14 protein-coding genes are annotated in these 18,397 nt (G+C 43.2%); 4 read left to right on the top strand and 10 right to left on the bottom strand.

Features of this window, described 5'->3' with window-relative positions:
* Positions 1 to 3: 3 nt before the first annotated feature.
* The 5 genes from CFE23_RS00070 to purH all read right to left on the bottom strand — a co-directional run bounded on the left by CFE23_RS00070 (position 4) and on the right by purH (position 5,942).
* Positions 4 to 1,899, bottom strand: coding sequence for a penicillin-binding transpeptidase domain-containing protein (locus CFE23_RS00070; RefSeq protein WP_291082184.1), 1,896 nt, complete (start codon positions 1,897 to 1,899; stop codon positions 4 to 6).
* Complete coding sequence (locus CFE23_RS00065) at positions 1,896 to 2,402, bottom strand: rod shape-determining protein MreD (RefSeq protein ID WP_291082182.1); 507 nt, start codon at positions 2,400 to 2,402, stop codon at positions 1,896 to 1,898. The genes CFE23_RS00070 and CFE23_RS00065 overlap by 4 nt, the downstream gene beginning before the upstream one ends.
* On the bottom strand, positions 2,399 to 3,229 hold the full coding sequence (mreC, locus tag CFE23_RS00060; protein WP_291082180.1) for a rod shape-determining protein MreC: 831 nt from the start codon (positions 3,227 to 3,229) through the stop codon (positions 2,399 to 2,401). The genes CFE23_RS00065 and mreC overlap by 4 nt, the downstream gene beginning before the upstream one ends.
* Positions 3,230 to 3,330: 101 nt before the next feature.
* Positions 3,331 to 4,359: a rod shape-determining protein gene (locus CFE23_RS00055; RefSeq protein ID WP_291082177.1), complete on the bottom strand. Its 1,029-nt coding sequence runs from the start codon at positions 4,357 to 4,359 to the stop codon at positions 3,331 to 3,333.
* A 56-nt stretch (positions 4,360 to 4,415) separates the two neighbouring features.
* The gene (gene purH / locus CFE23_RS00050) at positions 4,416 to 5,942 is read right to left on the bottom strand and encodes a bifunctional phosphoribosylaminoimidazolecarboxamide formyltransferase/IMP cyclohydrolase (protein ID WP_291082173.1); all 1,527 of its coding nucleotides are present in this window, start codon (positions 5,940 to 5,942) and stop codon (positions 4,416 to 4,418) included.
* A 151-nt stretch (positions 5,943 to 6,093) separates the two neighbouring features.
* Here purH and CFE23_RS00045 point away from each other — a divergent pair, with 151 nt between their 5' ends.
* Positions 6,094 to 7,347: an ABC transporter permease gene (locus tag CFE23_RS00045; RefSeq protein ID WP_291082170.1), complete on the top strand. Its 1,254-nt coding sequence runs from the start codon at positions 6,094 to 6,096 to the stop codon at positions 7,345 to 7,347.
* Positions 7,348 to 7,617: 270 nt separating this feature from the next.
* On the opposite strand, the gene CFE23_RS00040 is transcribed toward CFE23_RS00045, so the two are convergent.
* From CFE23_RS00040 to CFE23_RS00020, 5 genes are all read right to left on the bottom strand, one after another.
* Positions 7,618 to 10,119, bottom strand: coding sequence for a sodium-translocating pyrophosphatase (locus CFE23_RS00040; protein WP_291082167.1), 2,502 nt, complete (start codon positions 10,117 to 10,119; stop codon positions 7,618 to 7,620).
* 167 nt (positions 10,120 to 10,286) lie between these two features.
* Entirely contained in the window at positions 10,287 to 10,889 is a 603-nt protein-coding gene (locus CFE23_RS00035) for a DNA-3-methyladenine glycosylase 2 family protein (protein ID WP_291082164.1), read from the bottom strand.
* Positions 10,890 to 10,905: 16 nt separating this feature from the next.
* Positions 10,906 to 11,949 (bottom strand): acyltransferase family protein, encoded by a 1,044-nt coding sequence (locus CFE23_RS00030; protein ID WP_291082161.1) that lies wholly within the window; start codon positions 11,947 to 11,949, stop codon positions 10,906 to 10,908.
* 3 nt (positions 11,950 to 11,952) lie between these two features.
* Positions 11,953 to 14,433 (bottom strand): DUF5686 family protein, encoded by a 2,481-nt coding sequence (locus CFE23_RS00025; RefSeq protein WP_291082158.1) that lies wholly within the window; start codon positions 14,431 to 14,433, stop codon positions 11,953 to 11,955.
* Between the two features lie 237 nt (positions 14,434 to 14,670).
* Positions 14,671 to 15,657, bottom strand: a complete 987-nt coding sequence (locus CFE23_RS00020; protein WP_291082757.1) for a pyruvate dehydrogenase complex E1 component subunit beta — start codon at positions 15,655 to 15,657, stop codon at positions 14,671 to 14,673.
* Between the two features lie 271 nt (positions 15,658 to 15,928).
* On the opposite strand from CFE23_RS00020, the gene CFE23_RS00015 reads away from it, so the two are divergent.
* The 3 genes from CFE23_RS00015 to CFE23_RS00005 form a co-directional block, all read left to right on the top strand.
* Complete coding sequence (locus tag CFE23_RS00015; RefSeq protein ID WP_291082155.1) at positions 15,929 to 16,675, top strand: electron transfer flavoprotein subunit beta/FixA family protein; 747 nt, start codon at positions 15,929 to 15,931, stop codon at positions 16,673 to 16,675.
* A gap of 119 nt (positions 16,676 to 16,794) precedes the next feature.
* Positions 16,795 to 17,763 carry an electron transfer flavoprotein subunit alpha/FixB family protein gene (locus CFE23_RS00010; protein WP_291082152.1) on the top strand — a complete coding sequence of 323 codons (969 nt, stop codon included), beginning with the start codon at positions 16,795 to 16,797 and terminating at the stop codon, positions 17,761 to 17,763.
* Positions 17,764 to 17,876: 113 nt separating this feature from the next.
* On the top strand, positions 17,877 to 18,397 hold a 521-nt coding region (locus CFE23_RS00005; RefSeq protein WP_291082147.1), incomplete at its 3' end, for a bifunctional nuclease family protein.

The raw sequence follows: 18,397 nt of genomic DNA, 5'->3' as shown, positions 1-18,397 counted from the left end.
AGTCTAGTTTTCAACTTGTGTTGAATCAATCGGTTCCGGTTTTATATTGGTCAATGAATCGATATTTTTCTTCGTATACCTTTCATATTCCGTTTTCAGGCTTTTTTCAAGAATGCGTTTTTCTAAATCCGTTCTGGTGATTTTACCCCGAAGGTACTTCTCAATCATCAAACTGGCGATAGGACCGGCGATTGTTGCGCCAAAACCACCGTTTTCAACCAATACGGCGATGGCAATCTTAGGGTTTTCCATTGGGGCAAAAGCAACAAAAATCGAGTGGTCTTTGAGTTGTATTTTCTTTCCGCCAATTCGGGTAAAGTTTTCCGCTGTCCCCGTTTTTCCACATATGTTGATGCCATCCACACGAAGGGCACTCGCCGTTCCAAAATTATAAACGTCAAAAAGCCCGGAAATCATTGGAGCAAAATACTTCCTGTCAATGGTGGTAACGTGTTTTTTGGTAAACTTAGGGTCGATTTTTTCGCCCTTAATTTTCTTGATGATATGGGGTGTATAATAATATCCCTGATTCGCTACGGCGGCAATCATATTGGCCAACTGTATCGGTGTGGCTTCGACCTCGCCCTGTCCAATCGCATTGGACACAATGGCCGTGGCACGCCAACCGCCGTTTGGATACATTTTCTTATATGTTTTTGAGGTGGGGACCCGACCGCGTTTCCCCGTCGGGAGATCGTATCCCATAAAATCCCCCAATCCAAAACTGCGGACATGTTTACTCCAGATGTCCACAGCGGCTGCGGGTTTCACATATTTGTTGATGATACGGAGGTATACATTCCCGAAATAAGCGTTGCAGGAATTGTAAATTCCATTGTGCAGCTGGTGTGGCCCAAAGCCGTGGCATTTCATAAAACGTCCCCTGGCATAACTAAACCCGTGATGGCACATAAAGGTGGTCTGTTCGTCGATGACGCCTTCCTGAAGCCCCACGAGCCCGGTCATAATTTTAAAAGGAGAGCCGGGAGCATATTGTGCCAATAGTCCTCGGTCAAACAACGGTTTGGCAATAGAGTCGTAAAAAAGCGTGGTGTAGTTTTTGGAGCGCTGTCTGCCAACAAGCAGCGCAGGATCATACGACGGCGCGGTAACCAACGCCAGAATTTCTCCCGTTTTCGGCTCGATAGCCACAATACCGCCTCGTTTATTAATCATTAATTCTTCTCCATACTGTTGCAGCATAATATCAATACTCAGCGTGATGTCTTCGCCGCGGACGGAAATTGTATCAAAACGGCCCTCTTTATAAGGTCCAATGTCTTTATTGAACTTATTCATCTGCCGGTATTTGACACCCTTTACACCACGAAGTATCGATTCGTAGCTTTCCTCAACGCCTTGAATGCCGATAAGATCCCCCGAGTTGTAATAGGGATTTCTATCGATAATTTTTGGAGTAACCTGTGTAATCGACCCAAAGATATTGGCGCCAACATGTACCTGGTAGTCTCGCAGCGATCTTTTTACAATCTCAAATCCACGAAATTTCCTTTGCTTTTCCTGGAATGCGGCATATTCTTTTTTGTTTAACTGAGGCAGGAATACCGAAGGAAGCATAGGGCTGTAGTTTCTCGCTTTTTCGAGTATTCTAATAAAGTCTACTTTATTGATATTGAGTAATTTACAAAACTCAATCGTATCAATATCCTTAACATTTCTAGGCGTCACCATGATGTCGTAGGAGGGTTGGTTCGCCACGAGCAGTTTTCCGTTACGGTCATAAATATATCCCCGTTCCGGATAATCGAATTTTTTTTTGATTGCGATGTTTTCTGACTTAAGCTTCAGGCTTTCGTCAATGATCTGCAGGTAAAACAGCCGGAAAAGAATCAATACACCGGCTATGATAATCACGGTGGGCAGCAATACTTTTCTCATCGTCTGTTCGGCTTAAAAATATAAATAATGATAATGCAAAGCAGTATGGTAAAAATACTACTGCAAATCGTACGCAGCAATACTTCAAAAAGAAGGGTGAACCTAAACGTCTCAAGGATAAAAAGGATGATGTGGTGTACGATGACTGAAATTGCGATGAACGAAAAACGCTCAGGGGTCAGTCGGTCGTTTATCTTTATTGTCTGGTACTCGTAACTTACGCCAAAAGAAAACTTAAAGAATGCAGGCCGTAGATAGGCAAGTGTAATACAGGCCGTAGTGTGTACGCCGCCGCAATTCAGGAAACTGTCCAGTAAAAGTCCCATCAGGAATGCGGAAAGCAGCAAACCATAACGGTTGCCATTTACGGGGTACAGGATGATAAAAAGAATATACGGATAGGGGCTGATGTACCCTAAAAACTGCATTTGGTTAAAAATGAGAATTTGTGCAGCGAGCAGCAAAACGAATCGGGCAATATTTAACAATATGGCAGTATTCATTTTGACGATTGTTGTGATTCAGATTCCAGTTTTTGTATTTCTTCTTTTTCCTTGCTCTTGATGATATACACATGTCCCAGGTTGGTCATGTCATTGAACAACTTCACGTCAAGCGTAAAATAGTTCGTTTCATCATCGGTGTAAATTTTATCAATAGTACCAATACCAATGTTTTCCGGAAAGATCTGGGAGTCAGCACCAGTCACAATCGTGTCTCCTTTTCGAATTGCGGCAAGCCTTGGCACATCAATCAATTGTACAAATCCAGTGCTCCGTCCGTCCCATTGCAAAGTTCCGAAGTGGTTTGATTTTTTGATCTTGGCATTGATCTTAGAGTTCCTGTTTAAGATGCTCTGTACCGTAGCGTAATGTTCAGAAGTATTTTCTACAATTCCGATGATTCCAAGATCGTTAATCACGCCCATATCGCTCTCCACACCGTTTGCTTTCCCCGAATTAATCGTGAGGTAATTCTCCGGCATATTGAAAGAATTTCGGATGACTTTTGACACAATGACATTAATCTTTTTCACGCCCCGGATGGTATCAGGAAGGATGGTTTTGGTGGTGTCCTTCGCATTGAAAAGCAAACTCTTCAGCCTTGCATTTTCTATTGCCAGGGCTTCGTTCCGGGCCTTTAGGTTGAAGTACTCATTGATGGCATTCATCCGTTCATACACACCGCCCGTCAAAAAATTAGCAGAACTGATGACCTTGCTTTTATGAAAGGAATGTGATTGGATCGTCAGCGACAACGAAATTCCCAAAAGCAGCAAAAACAGCAACTTATGGCTGTTTTTAAATATAAAATTAAATATTTGCTGCATTTTCTATCGGTTAAATAAGCGCGGTATGAAAAAATCCCAAACCCCAATAAATCTAATGAAAATTAGTTTTATAAATTGGGGCTTGGGATTTGTTTTATTAACTATTTAATTAAGATACTCCTGAATTTTGCGATGTTTTTTAAAGCGATTCCGGTGCCGCGAACCACAGCCCTCAAAGGGTCTTCTGCGATGTAAACGGGTAGGTCTGTCTTTTGGGAAATTCGTTTGTCCAATCCTCTGAGCATCGACCCGCCACCGGCAAGATAGATTCCGGTATTGTAAATATCCGCTGCCAATTCCGGAGGTGTTTGCGACAATGTTTCCATTACGGCATCCTCGATACGCTGGATTGACTTGTCTAACGCTTTCGCGATTTCACGGTAGGATACTTCAACCTGTTTGGGCTTTCCGGTCAATAAATCCCTTCCCTGTACGGACATGTCATCCGGAGGGGATTCAAGGTCTTCAATAGCAGCGCCAATTTCAATCTTGATTTTTTCTGCCGTGCTTTCACCCACAAAGAGATTGTGCTGTGTCCGCATGTAGTAAATGATGTCGTTTGTGAAAACGTCACCGGCAATTTTTACCGATTTATCACACACAATCCCTGCCAGCGCGATTACGGCAATCTCTGTTGTTCCGCCACCGATATCAACAATCATATTTCCTTTTGGCTGCATGATGTCAACGCCGATACCGATTGCGGCGGCCATCGGCTCATGAATCAGGTATACTTCTTTTCCGTTCACCCGCTCGCAGGATTCTTTTACGGCACGCATTTCAACTTCAGTGATTCCGGAGGGAATGCAAACCACCATACGCAGGGCAGGAGTGAACATTCTTTTCTTCAAAGCGGGGATGCTGTTGATAAACATTTTTATCATTTGCTCAGATGCTTCAAAATCGGCGATTACTCCATCTTTCAATGGCCTAATGGTCTTTATGTTTTCATGTGTTTTACCCTGCATCAGGTTGGCTTCCTTGCCAACATGTGTTATTTTTCCGGAGACCCTGTCACGGGCCACAATAGAAGGGCTGTCAATCACAACTTTATCGTTGTGGATGATCAGCGTGTTTGCGGTACCAAGGTCTATCGCGATATCCTCGGTCATGAAATCAAAAAATCCCATAGGTCTTTTATGAATTTAAAAAGGTTATATTTTTTAAGCGTACAAAGTTAATCAAATTAATGTTTGAAATGACGGGTTCCGGTAAATACCATTGCAACTTTGTTTTCATTACAGTAATTGATACTTAAGTCGTCTTTAATGGATCCACCGGGCTGGATTACAGCAGTTACGCCGGCGTGATTTGCGATTTCCACACAGTCAGGAAATGGGAAAAATGCATCGCTTGCCATCACTGAATTTTTGAGGTCGAATCCAAATGTATGGGCTTTTTCAATCGCCTGCTTCAATGCGTCAACGCGAGAGGTTTGTCCCGTCCCGGAAGCAATTAAAGTCCTGTTTTTAGCCAACACGATGGTATTTGATTTGGTATTTTTGCAGATTTTTGAAGCAAAAATGAGGTCGTCGGTCTGTTGCGCCGTGGGTGCTGTATCAGTAACGGTTCTTAAGTCGTTTTTATTGTCTGTAATGTTATTGCGGTCCTGAACCAATAAGCCATTTAGCGCGGTACGGACTTGCTGCTGAGGCAATTCAACGTCGTTCAGAATCAAAATAATCCTGTTTTTCTTTTCTGAAAGGATCGAAATGGCTTCTTCGTCATACGAAGGCGCAATCACCACTTCACAGAACAGCTTGTTAATTTCCGAAGCGGTATCTGCGTCAATTTGGCCATTCGAGATCAATACACCGCCGAATGCTGAAGTAGGATCTCCTGCCAATGCGTCCAGGTAAGCCGCCTTCATTGTGTCCCGCGTGGCCAGGCCACAGGCATTATTGTGTTTCAATATAGCAAAGGTGGGATCGTCATGCTTAAACTCCAAAATTAAGTTCACCGCTGCATCCACATCCAGCAAATTGTTGTACGACAGTTCTTTTCCGTGGAGTTTTTTAAACATTGCGTCAAAATCTCCAAAGAAATAGCCCTTCTGATGCGGGTTTTCGCCGTAGCGCAAAATCTGTCCGCCTGAAATGCTTTGTTTTAATATCGTGTCGTCGGTGTTAAAATAGTTAAAGATCGCACTGTCGTAATGAGACGACACGTGGAAAGCTTTGGCGGCCAGTAATTTTCGGTCTTCCAATGTGGTTCCGCCATTTTGATTGGTAATCAGCGCTAGAAGATTTGAATATTCTTCAACTGAGGCAATGATAACGGTGTCCTTAAAGTTTTTAGCGGCGGCGCGAATCAAAGAAATCCCACCGATATCAATTTTTTCAATAATATCAGCTTCGGAGGCGCCTGAAGCAACTGTTTTTTCGAACGGATATAAATCAACAATCACAAGATCAATCTGCGGAATGCCGTACTCAATCATTTGTTGTACATCGCTGTCATTGTCCTGGCGGTTCAGGATCCCTCCAAAAACTTTTGGGTGCAGTGTCTTTACACGGCCTCCCAGAATGGACGGATACGACGTAACGTCTTCCACAGGAACAACAGGTATACCCAGATTCTTTATAAAATCTTCTGTACCGCCGGTCGAATACAGGGTCACATTTTGCTCATGAAGTTTGCGCACAATTGGCTCAAGTCCGTCCTTTGAAAAGACGGAAATCAGTGCTGATTTGATGGTTTTTGTTGTGTTCATTTTGTAGTTGTGTTTAAACGTGCAAAAGTAGTTTTTAATGTCAAAATTTACTAATTTGAAAATGAGATAATTTTATTTTCCGGAAAAGATCTTTGCATTAGGTTTTTGGCAAAAAAATCAGGATTTTTACATTACTTCTAAATGCCATTTGATGATTGTTTATTTAAGACTGCTTGGTGAAAGTTTCAGTTTTGCGATGAATGCGCTTCGCAACAACAAGTTGCGGACATTGCTTTCGCTGCTGGGCGTGACGATCGGTATTTTTTCGATAATCGCAGTGCTCGCCGCGGTTGATTCACTCGATAGGAAAATAACCAAAGACCTGAGCAGCCTCGACAAAAACACCATTTATCTTTTTAAAGATTCGTTTGCGCCGACCGATGTTCCGAGTTGGAAACGCGATCAGTTTCCGAACGTCAAATATGAGGAATATCTTTATCTGAAAGGAGCGATGAGTAACCTCGACGAAATGGCCTATCAAATCTTTACCAAGCCAGAGACTTTGAAGTACGAGTCCAAAACAATGTCGTCTATTAATGTGGTCCCCGTTTCTTATGAGTTCATAGATATACAGGGACTTGAATTTCAGGAGGGCCGTTTTTACAATGAATCGGAATCGAATGCAGGTACTCAGGTCGTGGTAATAGGTGATGAGATCGCAAAAAATTTCTTTGGAGGGACTGATCCCATCGGGAAAGGAATTCGGATGTATGGACAGCGTTTTACTGTAATCGGTGTTCTAAAAAAGCAAGGCTCAGCTGAAAGTATGGGGCCAAGTAACGACGTTTCAGCATTTATTCCGGTAAATTTCCTGAGACGACTGTATAGCGAAAACAACAAAATGCTGACCAACGTCATCATCGTGAAACCGGTGAAAGGCGTCGATATGGATGCCTTTAAGGCCGAACTTACGCAGAAACTCCGCAATTTCCGTGGATTAAAAGCGGGTGATGACGACAACTTCTTTATCAACGTTTTTTCCGGTCTTACCAATTTTATTGATGGCATTATCAGCCAAATGAACATGGCAGGATGGGTTATCAGCATATTTTCATTGCTCGTAGGAGGGTTTGGTGTGGCAAATATCATGTTCGTCTCGGTTAAAGAACGTACCAACCTCATTGGTATACAGAAATCACTGGGGGCAAAAAATAAATTTATCCTGTTTCAGTTTCTTTTCGAAGCGGTGATCCTTTGCGTTATTGGTGGAATCATTGGGATGCTGATGGTTTGGTTTCTTCTTCTGGTCTTGACAAAAGTACTCGAATTCGAATTTGTACTGGGATTTGGAAACATAGTGCTGGGCGCGGGGCTGGCTGCCGGAATTGGATTAATTTCAGGTTTGCTTCCGGCTATCTCCGCGTCGAGACTTGATCCTGTTGAGGCCATCCGAAGCGGGATTTAAGCTGAAGTTAAAGTTAAATGAGAGACGCTGTATTTTTTTAATCAGGTTGAACATAAATCTGGTAAGTGCAGCAGTTAAAGAAAGTAGTATCCAAATCCAAACAAAATCATTTGACGGTGCTACGCGCCAAACATGTTTGCAGAAAAGTCATCTATCTGGTGCAGCAATGTTCAGGCTGTGGGTGTTAGAAACCCAAAACATACAGTAGCATACAAATAAAAAATGCTCCTTTTGGAGGAGCATTTTTTTATTTATTATCTGAGTTGTGAATTACTCATTTGCCTTCCTGAACTCAGCAATTTGTTGGTCGACTTCTTCCATCGTTCCAGAGAACTCTTTTTTCTCTTCAACAGGAGCGCCGCCATCAGTAACCGTACTCACACTTACGACCGCTCTAACGGTTCCATTGGTATTGCTTTTGTCTACTGAAATTTGTTTTTTAACATCGTGCTTTACCTCGGTTCCTGCAGCCATCATGTGTTCGCAGGTTGGGTTTGTGCAACCTTTTGCCACACATTCCTCTTTTGTCATCGAAGTGCATTTTCCGGATGCTTCACAGCATGAAGCCATGTGCGCGCCATCTTTAACGGTGTTGTGGCCTTCACCCAAAATTGGAGCGATAACCAAACCGATAAGGCAGGTTAATTTGATAAGGATGTTCATGGATGGTCCTGAAGTATCTTTAAATGGATCACCAACAGTATCTCCTGTTACAGCAGCTTTGTGCGCGTCAGAACCTTTATAAGTCATTTCGCCATTAATCATTACGCCAGCTTCGAAAGATTTCTTAGCGTTATCCCAAGCACCTCCGGCATTATTCTGGAACACCGCCCAAAGTACCCCTGAAACGGTAACACCCGCCATATAACCACCAAGCATCTCAGCAATCAATTGGTTGTTGTCGGCATAAACCAATTTGCCAATCAATACGATTGCGATCGGGAAACCGATTGTTAAGATTCCAGGAAGCATCATCTCACGAAGGGCAGCTTTGGTAGAAATCTCAACGCATTTTCCGTATTCCGGTTTTCCTGTTCCCTGCATGATGCCTGGAATTTCGCGGAACTGCCTTCTTACTTCGTATACCATATCCATCGCTGCTTTTCCAACAGAGTTCATGGCAAGAGCAGAGAAAACGACTGGAATCATTCCCCCTACAAAAAGCATTGCCAATACTGGCGCTTTGAAAATATTGATACCGTCAATTCCTGTGAACGTTACGTATGCAGCGAACAAAGCCAATGAAGTCAGCGCAGCAGAAGCGATCGCAAAACCTTTTCCGGTTGCGGCGGTTGTATTTCCAACGGAATCCAGAATGTCTGTTCTTGTACGCACTTCTTTTGGCAATTCGCTCATTTCAGCGATACCACCGGCATTATCAGAAATTGGTCCGAATGCATCAATCGCCAATTGCATCGCTGTAGTGGCCATCATCGCAGAAGCAGCTAAAGCGACTCCGTAGAAACCAGCCAAAGCATAAGATCCCCAGATCGCACCTGCAAATAAAAGTACGGTTGGAAACGTAGAAATCATACCAGTAGCCAAACCAGCAATTACGTTGGTTCCCGCGCCGGTTGATGATTTTTGCACGATGGCCAAAACGGGCTTCGTACCCAAACCGGTATAATACTCAGTCACAGAAGAAATGGTTCCGCCCACGATCAATCCGACAATGGTAGCATAAAATACCCTCATGGAAGAAATATCCTTCAGGCCTTCGCCGAAGAATGTCATTTTCATGGTTTCAGGCAACATGTATTTTACCAGGAAGAAACAGGCTACCGCTGTTAATGCTATAGAAACCCAGTTTCCAATATTTAAAGCGGCCTGTACTTGTTTTTCTTTGGCATCGTTGCTGCTGATTTTTACCAACATCGTTCCGATGATGGAGAAAAGAATTCCGAAACCTGCGATAGCCATCGGCAATAAGATCGGACCGATTCCGCCGAAAGCATCAACGATTTTTCCGCCCATATCTTTAATTACATAGTTTCCTAGAACCATGGCAGCCAAAACAGTCGCCACATAAGAACCGAACAAATCGGCGCCCATACCAGCCACGTCACCTACGTTATCACCCACGTTGTCTGCAATGGTAGCAGGGTTACGTGGATCATCTTCAGGGATTCCGGCTTCTACTTTACCAACCAAGTCAGCGCCTACGTCAGCAGCTTTGGTGTAAATACCACCACCCACACGGGCGAACAATGCAATTGACTCAGCACCAAGGGAGAATCCGGCAAGGGTTTCCAGAACCATCGTCATGTCAGCAGTAGAAGTCCACACACCTTTCATGAAAAAGTGGAAAAATATGATAAAGAATGTAGTCAATCCCAATACGGCCAATCCGGCAACACCAAGACCCATTACGGTTCCTCCGCCAAAGGACACTTTCAATGCCTGCGGAAGGCTTGTACGTGCAGCCTGTGTCGTTCTTACGTTGGTTTTTGTTGCAATTTTCATACCCATATTTCCTGCCAATGCAGAGAAAAAGGCTCCGAAAATAAAAGCGATTACAATTAAAAGGTGTGTAGTTGCGCCGGGAAGAAATGTAATTCCGGCCAATACGATACTCGCCAACAATACAAAAATGGCCAGCAATCGATACTCAGCTTTCAGGAAGGCAAGAGCGCCTTCATAAATATAATCTGAAATCTCTTTCATTTTACCATCTCCGGCATCCTGCTTTAAAACCCAGGCTCTTTTGGCCCACATGAACAGAAGCCCGATAACTGCCATTACAATTGGCACATAGATCATCATTGAATCCATAAAAATAAATTTTGTTCTTAATTTAATCGCCTGCAAAAGTAACAAAACATTAACAATATGCAACAACCGACTTAATTAATAATTGACAATTAATAATTAATAATTCTGACGTCAATTTACACGAATGCTCAACATTATTAATTATTAACTATTCATTATTAATTGTCTTAGTAGCCCGAAACCCGGTTTCGTTTGGTTAGATAATAATGCCAAAGTAGAAAAGTGGCCGTGGATCTGTGCGGACTCCATTTAGTGACATAATTTTCAATTTCAGCTTTTGTGTGGATATCGATTAGTTCTTTTATGGTATTGATAATGGCGATATCGCCTAGCGGAATGATGTCTGGCGCACTGAGGCAAAAGAGTAGATACACATCAATGGTCCAATTGCCAATGCCTTTAAGCTTGATCAGCGCAGTGCGTATTTCGTCGGGGGATTTTGAGGGCAGGTCGTCCAGTACAATTTCGTTATTTAATATCGCTGAAGAAAGTCCCTTGATGTATGTTGTCTTTTGTCGGCTTACACCCGCTTCGCGATAAATTTCATCAGGCAAACCGATCAGAAAGTCGGGGGTAAAGGCACTTACTTTTGATTTTAGTTTTTGGAAAACGGCCCTGGCAGAATCTATGGAAACCTGCTGTTCTAAAATCAACAACGCTAAAGTTTCAAAACCGGGTGGGCGTTTTGGCATTTCGGGAACGCCGTACAATGCGATTATCTCCCTGAACACAGGGTCTTTTAAAACCAAATAATTGACCGCCTGCTGCATAGAAAGCACTTTAAAGTTAGCCGGAAATGTATTTTCCGTAAGGCGCCTTATTCACAACAAATACAACCGCCGCTGTCAACGTCAGGCAAAGCCCAGCAGCCAATGGAATTCCAACAGCCGGATGCAATAAGTTATAGTTGATGTGAAGCTTGTCGAGCGCCCTCATGATGAGGATGTGCGCAAGGTATATCCCGAAACTATAACGGCTGATGAATCGCACCATTAACGTTGTTCCGCAATGCAACATGTTTTTCGCCATGACAAACACTCCGGATGCAACAAGCAGGGTGTTTGGTTTTAAATAGCCATAAAAATACCCGTTAAAGCGGCCATCAGTATATGTCAGGTAATGGGTTCCGGATATTGTAATAACTATTCCTGAAACGATCATTAGCCATGAAAGAGTTTTGGCTTTCTGGGAAGAAAAAGCTGGGTTTACGGAAAGGTAGTAGCCCAAAACGAGGTATCCCATGAATCCTGCAAAAGAAGAAAGGCTCACCGCGGTTTTGAGTCCGGTAAGCAGTGGTTGTTCTACGGCAATTGTAATAAACCAGCATATAAGAAAAAAACGTATTTCCTTTTGGGGACAATGTTGTATCCACCGCCGAAGCACCGGAATAACCAGGTACAACCCGATCAGCATATAGACATACCACAAGTGTTCTGCGCTTCCGTTTTTTAGGAGATTGAATACATTGTCGGCTAAGTCAGCTGCTGAAAGCGGCTTCAGGCGTGACTTTTTATAAATCACCAGCGCGATGTAAATCACGCTCCAAAACAAAAACGGCAACAGAATACGCTTTAGCCTTCGCGATAAATAATATCCGATTTCCTCATTTTTGGGCAGCAGTAATGCGCCGGAAATCATGACAAAAACAGGAACGGCAAAACGCGTACAGCTGTCTATAATATTTCCAGTAATCCAGATATGTTCGGGAACGTGTCCATATAAATAAAGAATCGGACCGGAAAAGTGCAACAAAATGATGCTGAAAATGGCAATTACCCTTAGGTTTTCCACCCAGTGGAAGTTGTTTTCCGCCATTACTGCCACCTTCATGTTTTAGAAATAAAATCCGAAGGAACCTTTAACACCAAAGTTGTTTGTACTCGGCGTAATGTAGCTTCCCCTCCAGCTAAACTCAATCTTAAACACTTTAAAAATGTTTCCGATACCCGCATTATATTCCCAATAAAAGTCCTCAGGAGCCCTGTATTCCAGTCCCGACGGGATGTTAATCAGCCTGTTTTTATCGCTGATGGTTCCATACACACCTTTGAATCCGACGGTTTCGCGCCAATTTAATTTCCTCATAAACGGAATCCTGGAAAAAATACGGCCTCCAAAATTGTGCTGCAATTGTATGGTCGCGTACGTATCGGCTTCAAATTCATAGAAGTCCAATAGGTTAAAAGTGTTCTCAATAGTAAAATAGGTTTGGTTTCCGGGAACAATACTCATCAACCCTAATGGGATATAACTATAGGTCTTCCCTAGCTCAGTAATAATATCCAGCCTTCCCAATCCACCAATATTCATGGGCTGTTTATAGTACAACTGGAGTTTTTCATAGTCAAAATCACTGTTCATTACCCCTTTAAGTCCCTGGCTGTAATTTAGGAATATCCTCGGGAACGGACTGTCCACCGTGTGTCTTTCAACACCATAGCCTGTTGTTTTCCTGCCAGGCGTGTAATCAATCTGGAAATTCACTTCCGATTGCGTAATATCGCTTTTAATCCGCTGCTGGCTCAGATCGGTATAATAAGCCAGGCTGAAAGTAGGCGACGCCGATTCTAAAGTACGGTATGAAAATCCCGCCTGAAGGGTTAAATTCCGGACGGGTTCTATTTCCAAAGCCACAGAACTGAGATTGATGTTCGTGAGTTTGCCGTTGCTTCCGCTGGTAAACAAGGCGGAAGAAGCGAAACTTCGCCCCAGGATATCATTGGTCGTGGTCAGACTCGCGCCAATCTGTTCAATATCGCGGCGGTTTCCACCTGATAATATCAGCCGGTTTTTCTTGTCGAGCAGCCAGCTTCCCGACAATCCGTATTTAAATTTATCGTCCTTGAATCCGTAAGCAACATACCCTTGGAGTCTCCACAAGTCATTTTGACCAAAATAGGTTCGGCCTCCCGTTCGGATCCGCAACCCTTCCACCTCATTGTATCCGAATGTGGAGAAAATCGGTCCGTAATCGAAATGGCCCCGCTGTATATAACCACTACCGATGATCTCGACAAGGCTGTACAGTCGCTTGAATTTTCGATTGGTTTTCAGCGTGTCGAGCATTTTATAGACACCTTTTTCGTCTTTGTTCAGACTTTCAAACCGATTTTCTTCCCAGAACTCATCGGGTCGGGTATAGATGGCGTCGTCCGCATAGTTGACCTCTTCCTTATAAAAATTATCGGGTTTTTCGATGTCGAACTGGTGGTTTCGGAAAAGGGTCGTCCTTTTGCCATAAACCCCTTTGGATTTTTCTTTCTTATTCAGGGCAAAATCGGTCATGATGTAATCCCTTTTTAAAAGAAAAACCGAATCATTCAAAACGTCAAACTGCTGTTCGATGTAAATTTCCTTCACCCAGTTGATGTTGGCGCTGCGGGTCACCTCCATGTTGATGTCCTTGATGGCCCAGGTCGTGTCATTCACCCAGAAATCACCTTTGAAGGTAAGCTCGTTCGTTCTGCGTGGGTAATAGACAATATTGTAACACCACTTTTTGTCGATAAAGGCGCTGTCAGCCAACACGTAATTGTAGACATCAATTCCCGTTCTCGACAACGGGCTGGTGAATGCCTTGTCGAAAAATTTGAGATAATTGTCGTAAATATCATAGTCGGTATACAAATCCTTAATAAAGCCTATCAACTGTTGATTGGTGTTAAATCCGGAATTCTTGTTAGCGACCAGAATTTCCTTGACTTTGTTTTTGACATTGTCGCCATACACGTTAGAAAGTGCCTCGTTGATGAAAATCGGGAGATAGGTTTTTCCGGTTACTTTAGAAGTGTCCACCGAGTTGAAGATGAACTCCATTCCCTTAAAAATTTTACTTTTCATAAAGGCACTGTCAATCGTATTCATGTCAAACTCTACCTTCTCGTATTTGTCCATCTGGTACTGTTTGAACATGCGCAGGCCATTCTTCCGTTTCCTGGCCCATATTTTCCGAAGGATGTCCAGTGCGGGATTGTTCTTTTTTGAGGTTTTTCCGGAGTAAATCTTGACTTCGGCAAGCTGTTGGCCTTCTTTTAAAACCACACGCATGTTGTAGGTCACCGGTTTTTCAAGCGTAATTTTTTCAGTGGTGTATCCTACAAACGACACCGAAAGTACTTTCCGGTCTTCGGGCGATTCTACATAAAAGCGCCCGTCCTCATTCGTGATAATTCCTTCCGGAGCACCGAAGAATCCAACATTGGCATAGGCGATTGGTTTATTGTTTTCGTCGACGACGATGCCACTGACTTTGGTCTGCGCAAATGATAAAACCGAAAAGATCAGGAGCAAAAGGGTAAGAATATTCTTTTTCATGAGCATAAAAAACTTCACCGTTTTTGCGATGAAGCGTCAAATATAATCAATTAGATAATTGGATAATTAGAAAATGAGATAAATGGGAAATGAGATAATTCAACAATTGGAAAGAGCATCATAAATCATATTCATACCAGTGTAGTCAGGTGAAGTAAAAAAAAACCTCCCACAATGGAAGGTTTGTAATTCAGTACGATTCGAGACATTATCTGATTATCTCATTACCCAAATTATCTAATTCTTATACATCACCTTTTTAACCGCTTTCACGACATCTTCCGAGTTCGGAAGCCATTCTTTTAAAAGGGTAGGCGAATAAGGAGCTGGTGCATCTGCGGTGGTGATTCTTTGGATTGGTGCATCAAGATAATCGAAGGCACGTTCCTGAACGATGTATGTAATCTCAGAAGCGACACTTGCAAAAGGCCATGCTTCTTCCAGGACTACCAATCGGTTCGTTTTCTTCACAGAATTTAAAATGGTTTCATGGTCCATCGGGCGCACGGTGCGCAAATCGATGATTTCGCATGAAATGCCCTCTTTCTGCAAGACATCAGCGGCAATGTGTGCCTCTTTTATAATTTTCCCGAATGAGACAATCGTCACATCGGTTCCTTCTCTTTTAATATCGGCAACGCCAAGCGGAATCGTGTATTCTCCCTCCGGCACTTCGCCTTTGTCGCCATACATCTGCTCAGACTCCATGAAAATGACGGGATCATTGTCGCGAATCGCTGATTTCAGCAATCCTTTTGCATCATAAACCGTTGAAGGTACAACGACTTTCAATCCGGGTGTGTTCGCAAACCAGTTCTCAAAAGCCTGCGAGTGTGTAGCGCCCAATTGCCCTGCAGAAGCGGTTGGTCCACGGAAAACCATCGGCATCGGAAACTGTCCGGCAGACATCTGGCGCATTTTTGCTGCGTTGTTGATGATTTGGTCAATACCCACCAATGAGAAGTTAAAGGTCATGTATTCTACAATCGGGCGGCAGCCATTCATCGCCGAGCCCACTGCGATTCCCGCAAAACCAAGCTCCGCAATCGGTGTGTCAATGACGCGTTTCGGGCCAAATTCGTCCAGCATGCCTTTCGAAGCTTTGTAAGCCCCGTTGTACTCCGCCACTTCTTCACCCATCAGGTAAACCGACTCGTCACGGCGCATTTCTTCGCTCATCGCTTCGGCAATCGCCTCTCTAAATTGTATCGTTTTCATGTTTATGAATTGCTTTCGTCTTGTTATTTGAAACGCAAAAATAAAAATTTTTTCACCGCTCAAAGCATTATTTTTGGTTTAATTCTTAGGGAGCTGTTCCTGCTTTTGCCTTTATCTTCCTGCTGCTAAAGAAGCAGCAGGAAGGATACCGGCTCAATCAGGGCTAAAACCGTGCCGCGAAATCGTTGTAATACTGTAAATTATTATGCGCGCATAGTTTATTTTATAAAATAATTTAGTATTTTCGCGACTCGAATTATCCAATAAATTTTACAAGATGAAAATATTAGTCTGCATCAGCCATGTGCCTGATACTACTTCAAAAATCAATTTCACAAATGGCGATGCCGAGTTTGACACTAACGGTGTGCAATTCGTAATCAACCCAAACGATGAGTTCGGATTGACGCGCGCCATCTGGTTCCAGGAACAGCAGGGAGCAAATGTTACTGTTGTAAATGTTGGCGGTGCTGATACCGAGCCTACTTTAAGGAAAGCTTTGGCGATCGGTGCCAACGAGGCAATCCGTGTGAATGCAACACCAACGGATGGTTTTTTCGTAGCGACACAATTGGCTGAGGTAATCAAAAACGGCGGATACGATTTGGTGATTGCCGGAAAAGAATCATTGGATTACAATGGCGGGATGGTTCCGGGTATGATTGCGGGACTATTAGGATATAACTTCCTGAATTCTTGTATTAGTATTACCGTTGATGGCAATACAGTGAAGGCTTCACGTGAGATTGACGGCGGAAAGGAAACGGTATCGACTACGTTGCCTCTTATAATAGGAGGACAAAAAGGATTGGTCGAAGAAAAAGATTTGCGCATCCCAAACATGCGTGGCATCATGACCGCGAGAACTAAAGTGCTTACAATCCTTGAACCCGTGTCTGCTCCAAGTGAAACGAAGGCGGTAAAATTCGAAAAACCGGCCCCGAAATCGGCGGTGAAATTGTTTACGGTCGATCAGTTGGACGATTTGGTGAACGCATTGCACAACGAGGCGAAGGTCATATAAAGTCGAAAGCGAAAAGGCGAAAGTCGAAAGCGGAAGAGTCGACTAATCTTTCAGACTTTCGGCTTGCGACTTTAGACTGACCATTAAAATTTAAAATCCAACATTTAAAATAATTTAAGATGTCAATATTAATATACGCGGAATCAGCCGAAGGGAAATTCAAAAAAGTCGCTTTTGAGCTGGCTTCATACGCTAAAAAAGTAGCAGGGGATTTAGGAACAACCGTAACTGCAGTAACCGTAAACGCCGGAGATGTTTCGGAATTATCGAAATACGGCGTAGACAAAGTCCTGAAAGTAAACAACGATAAACTGTCCGGGTTCAATGCGAAGGCGTACTCGGATGTAATACGCCAGGCAGCCGAAAAAGAGAACGTAAAATTGGTTTTGCTTTCCTCTACGACGGATAGTATTTATATGGCGCCATTGGTATCGGTGGCTTTGAAAGCCGGATATGCCTCAAATGTAGTTGGGTTGCCCGTGAGCACTTCACCATTCCAGGTAAAAAGGAACGCTTTCTCGAACAAGGCATTCAATATCACAGAGATCTCGACAGATGTAAAGGTTTTGGGTCTTGCGAAAAACTCATATGGTATTGTCGAAAGCGCTTCTTCGCTTACAGAGGAGGATTTTAATCCAACCATCGGGGATAATGATTTTGGCGTGAAAGTAGAATCAGCAGAAAAATCATCCGGAAAAGTGACCATTGCTGATGCCGATATCGTAGTGTCCGGAGGCCGTGGATTAAAAGGCCCGGAAAACTGGGGCATTCTGGAAGATATGGCATCCGTTTTGGGTGCAGCTACAGCCTGTTCCAAACCTGTTTCGGATTTGGGTTGGAGACCGCACAGTGAGCACGTTGGACAAACGGGTAAGCCGGTAGCGACCAACCTGTATATTGCCATTGGAATTTCAGGAGCGATCCAGCACATTGCCGGAATCAATTCGTCGAAAGTAAAATTGGTAATCAATAGCGATCCTGAAGCGCCGTTCTTTAAAGTAGCAGATTATGGTGTGGTAGGCGATGCGTTCGAAATCGTTCCAAAACTAACTGAAAAACTGAAGGCTTTCAAGGCCCACAATTCATAAAAGAAATTATATTACAGCTTCAAAGGCTGTCTGGATAACCATTCAGGCGGCCTTTTTTATTTTTAGCTAAAATTGTTTTCGGATTATATAAGATAGATTGTATTTTTGCATTTATGAGCTTAGTAAAATTAACCATAAAGGGAATCTCATACAGCCAGACACAAAATGGGGCTTATGCGTTAATCCTTAATGAAGTGGATGGCGACCGTAAACTGCCGATAGTCATTGGTGCTTTTGAGGCACAGTCGATTGCGATTGCGCTGGAAAAGGAAATCAAGCCCCCGCGTCCTTTAACCCATGATTTGTTCCGTAATTTCGCCGATCGTTTTGATATCGTCGTAAAGCAGGTCATTATCCACAAACTCGTGGACGGTGTTTTTTATTCCAGCATCATTTGTGAAAGGGACAAGATTGAAGAAATTATAGACGCGCGCACGTCTGATGCGATCGCGCTGGCCCTGCGTTTTAATGCGCCGATTTTTACCTATAAGAACATATTGGATAAAGCGGGAATTTACCTGAAGGTGAATCCGCTTGAGAATGAAAAGACGGCACACGATATGGATGAAGTGCTTTCTACACCCGATACTTTCGGGTTGGAGGAAACCAATCAATCCGGTCAGTACACCAAACA

Source organism: Flavobacterium sp. BFFFF1, from assembly GCF_002256285.1.
In the GTDB taxonomy this organism is placed as follows: Bacteria; Bacteroidota; Bacteroidia; order Flavobacteriales; family Flavobacteriaceae; genus Flavobacterium.
Note: the sequence above shows the minus strand (reverse complement) of the source record. Positions and strands in the feature narration are given on the sequence as shown.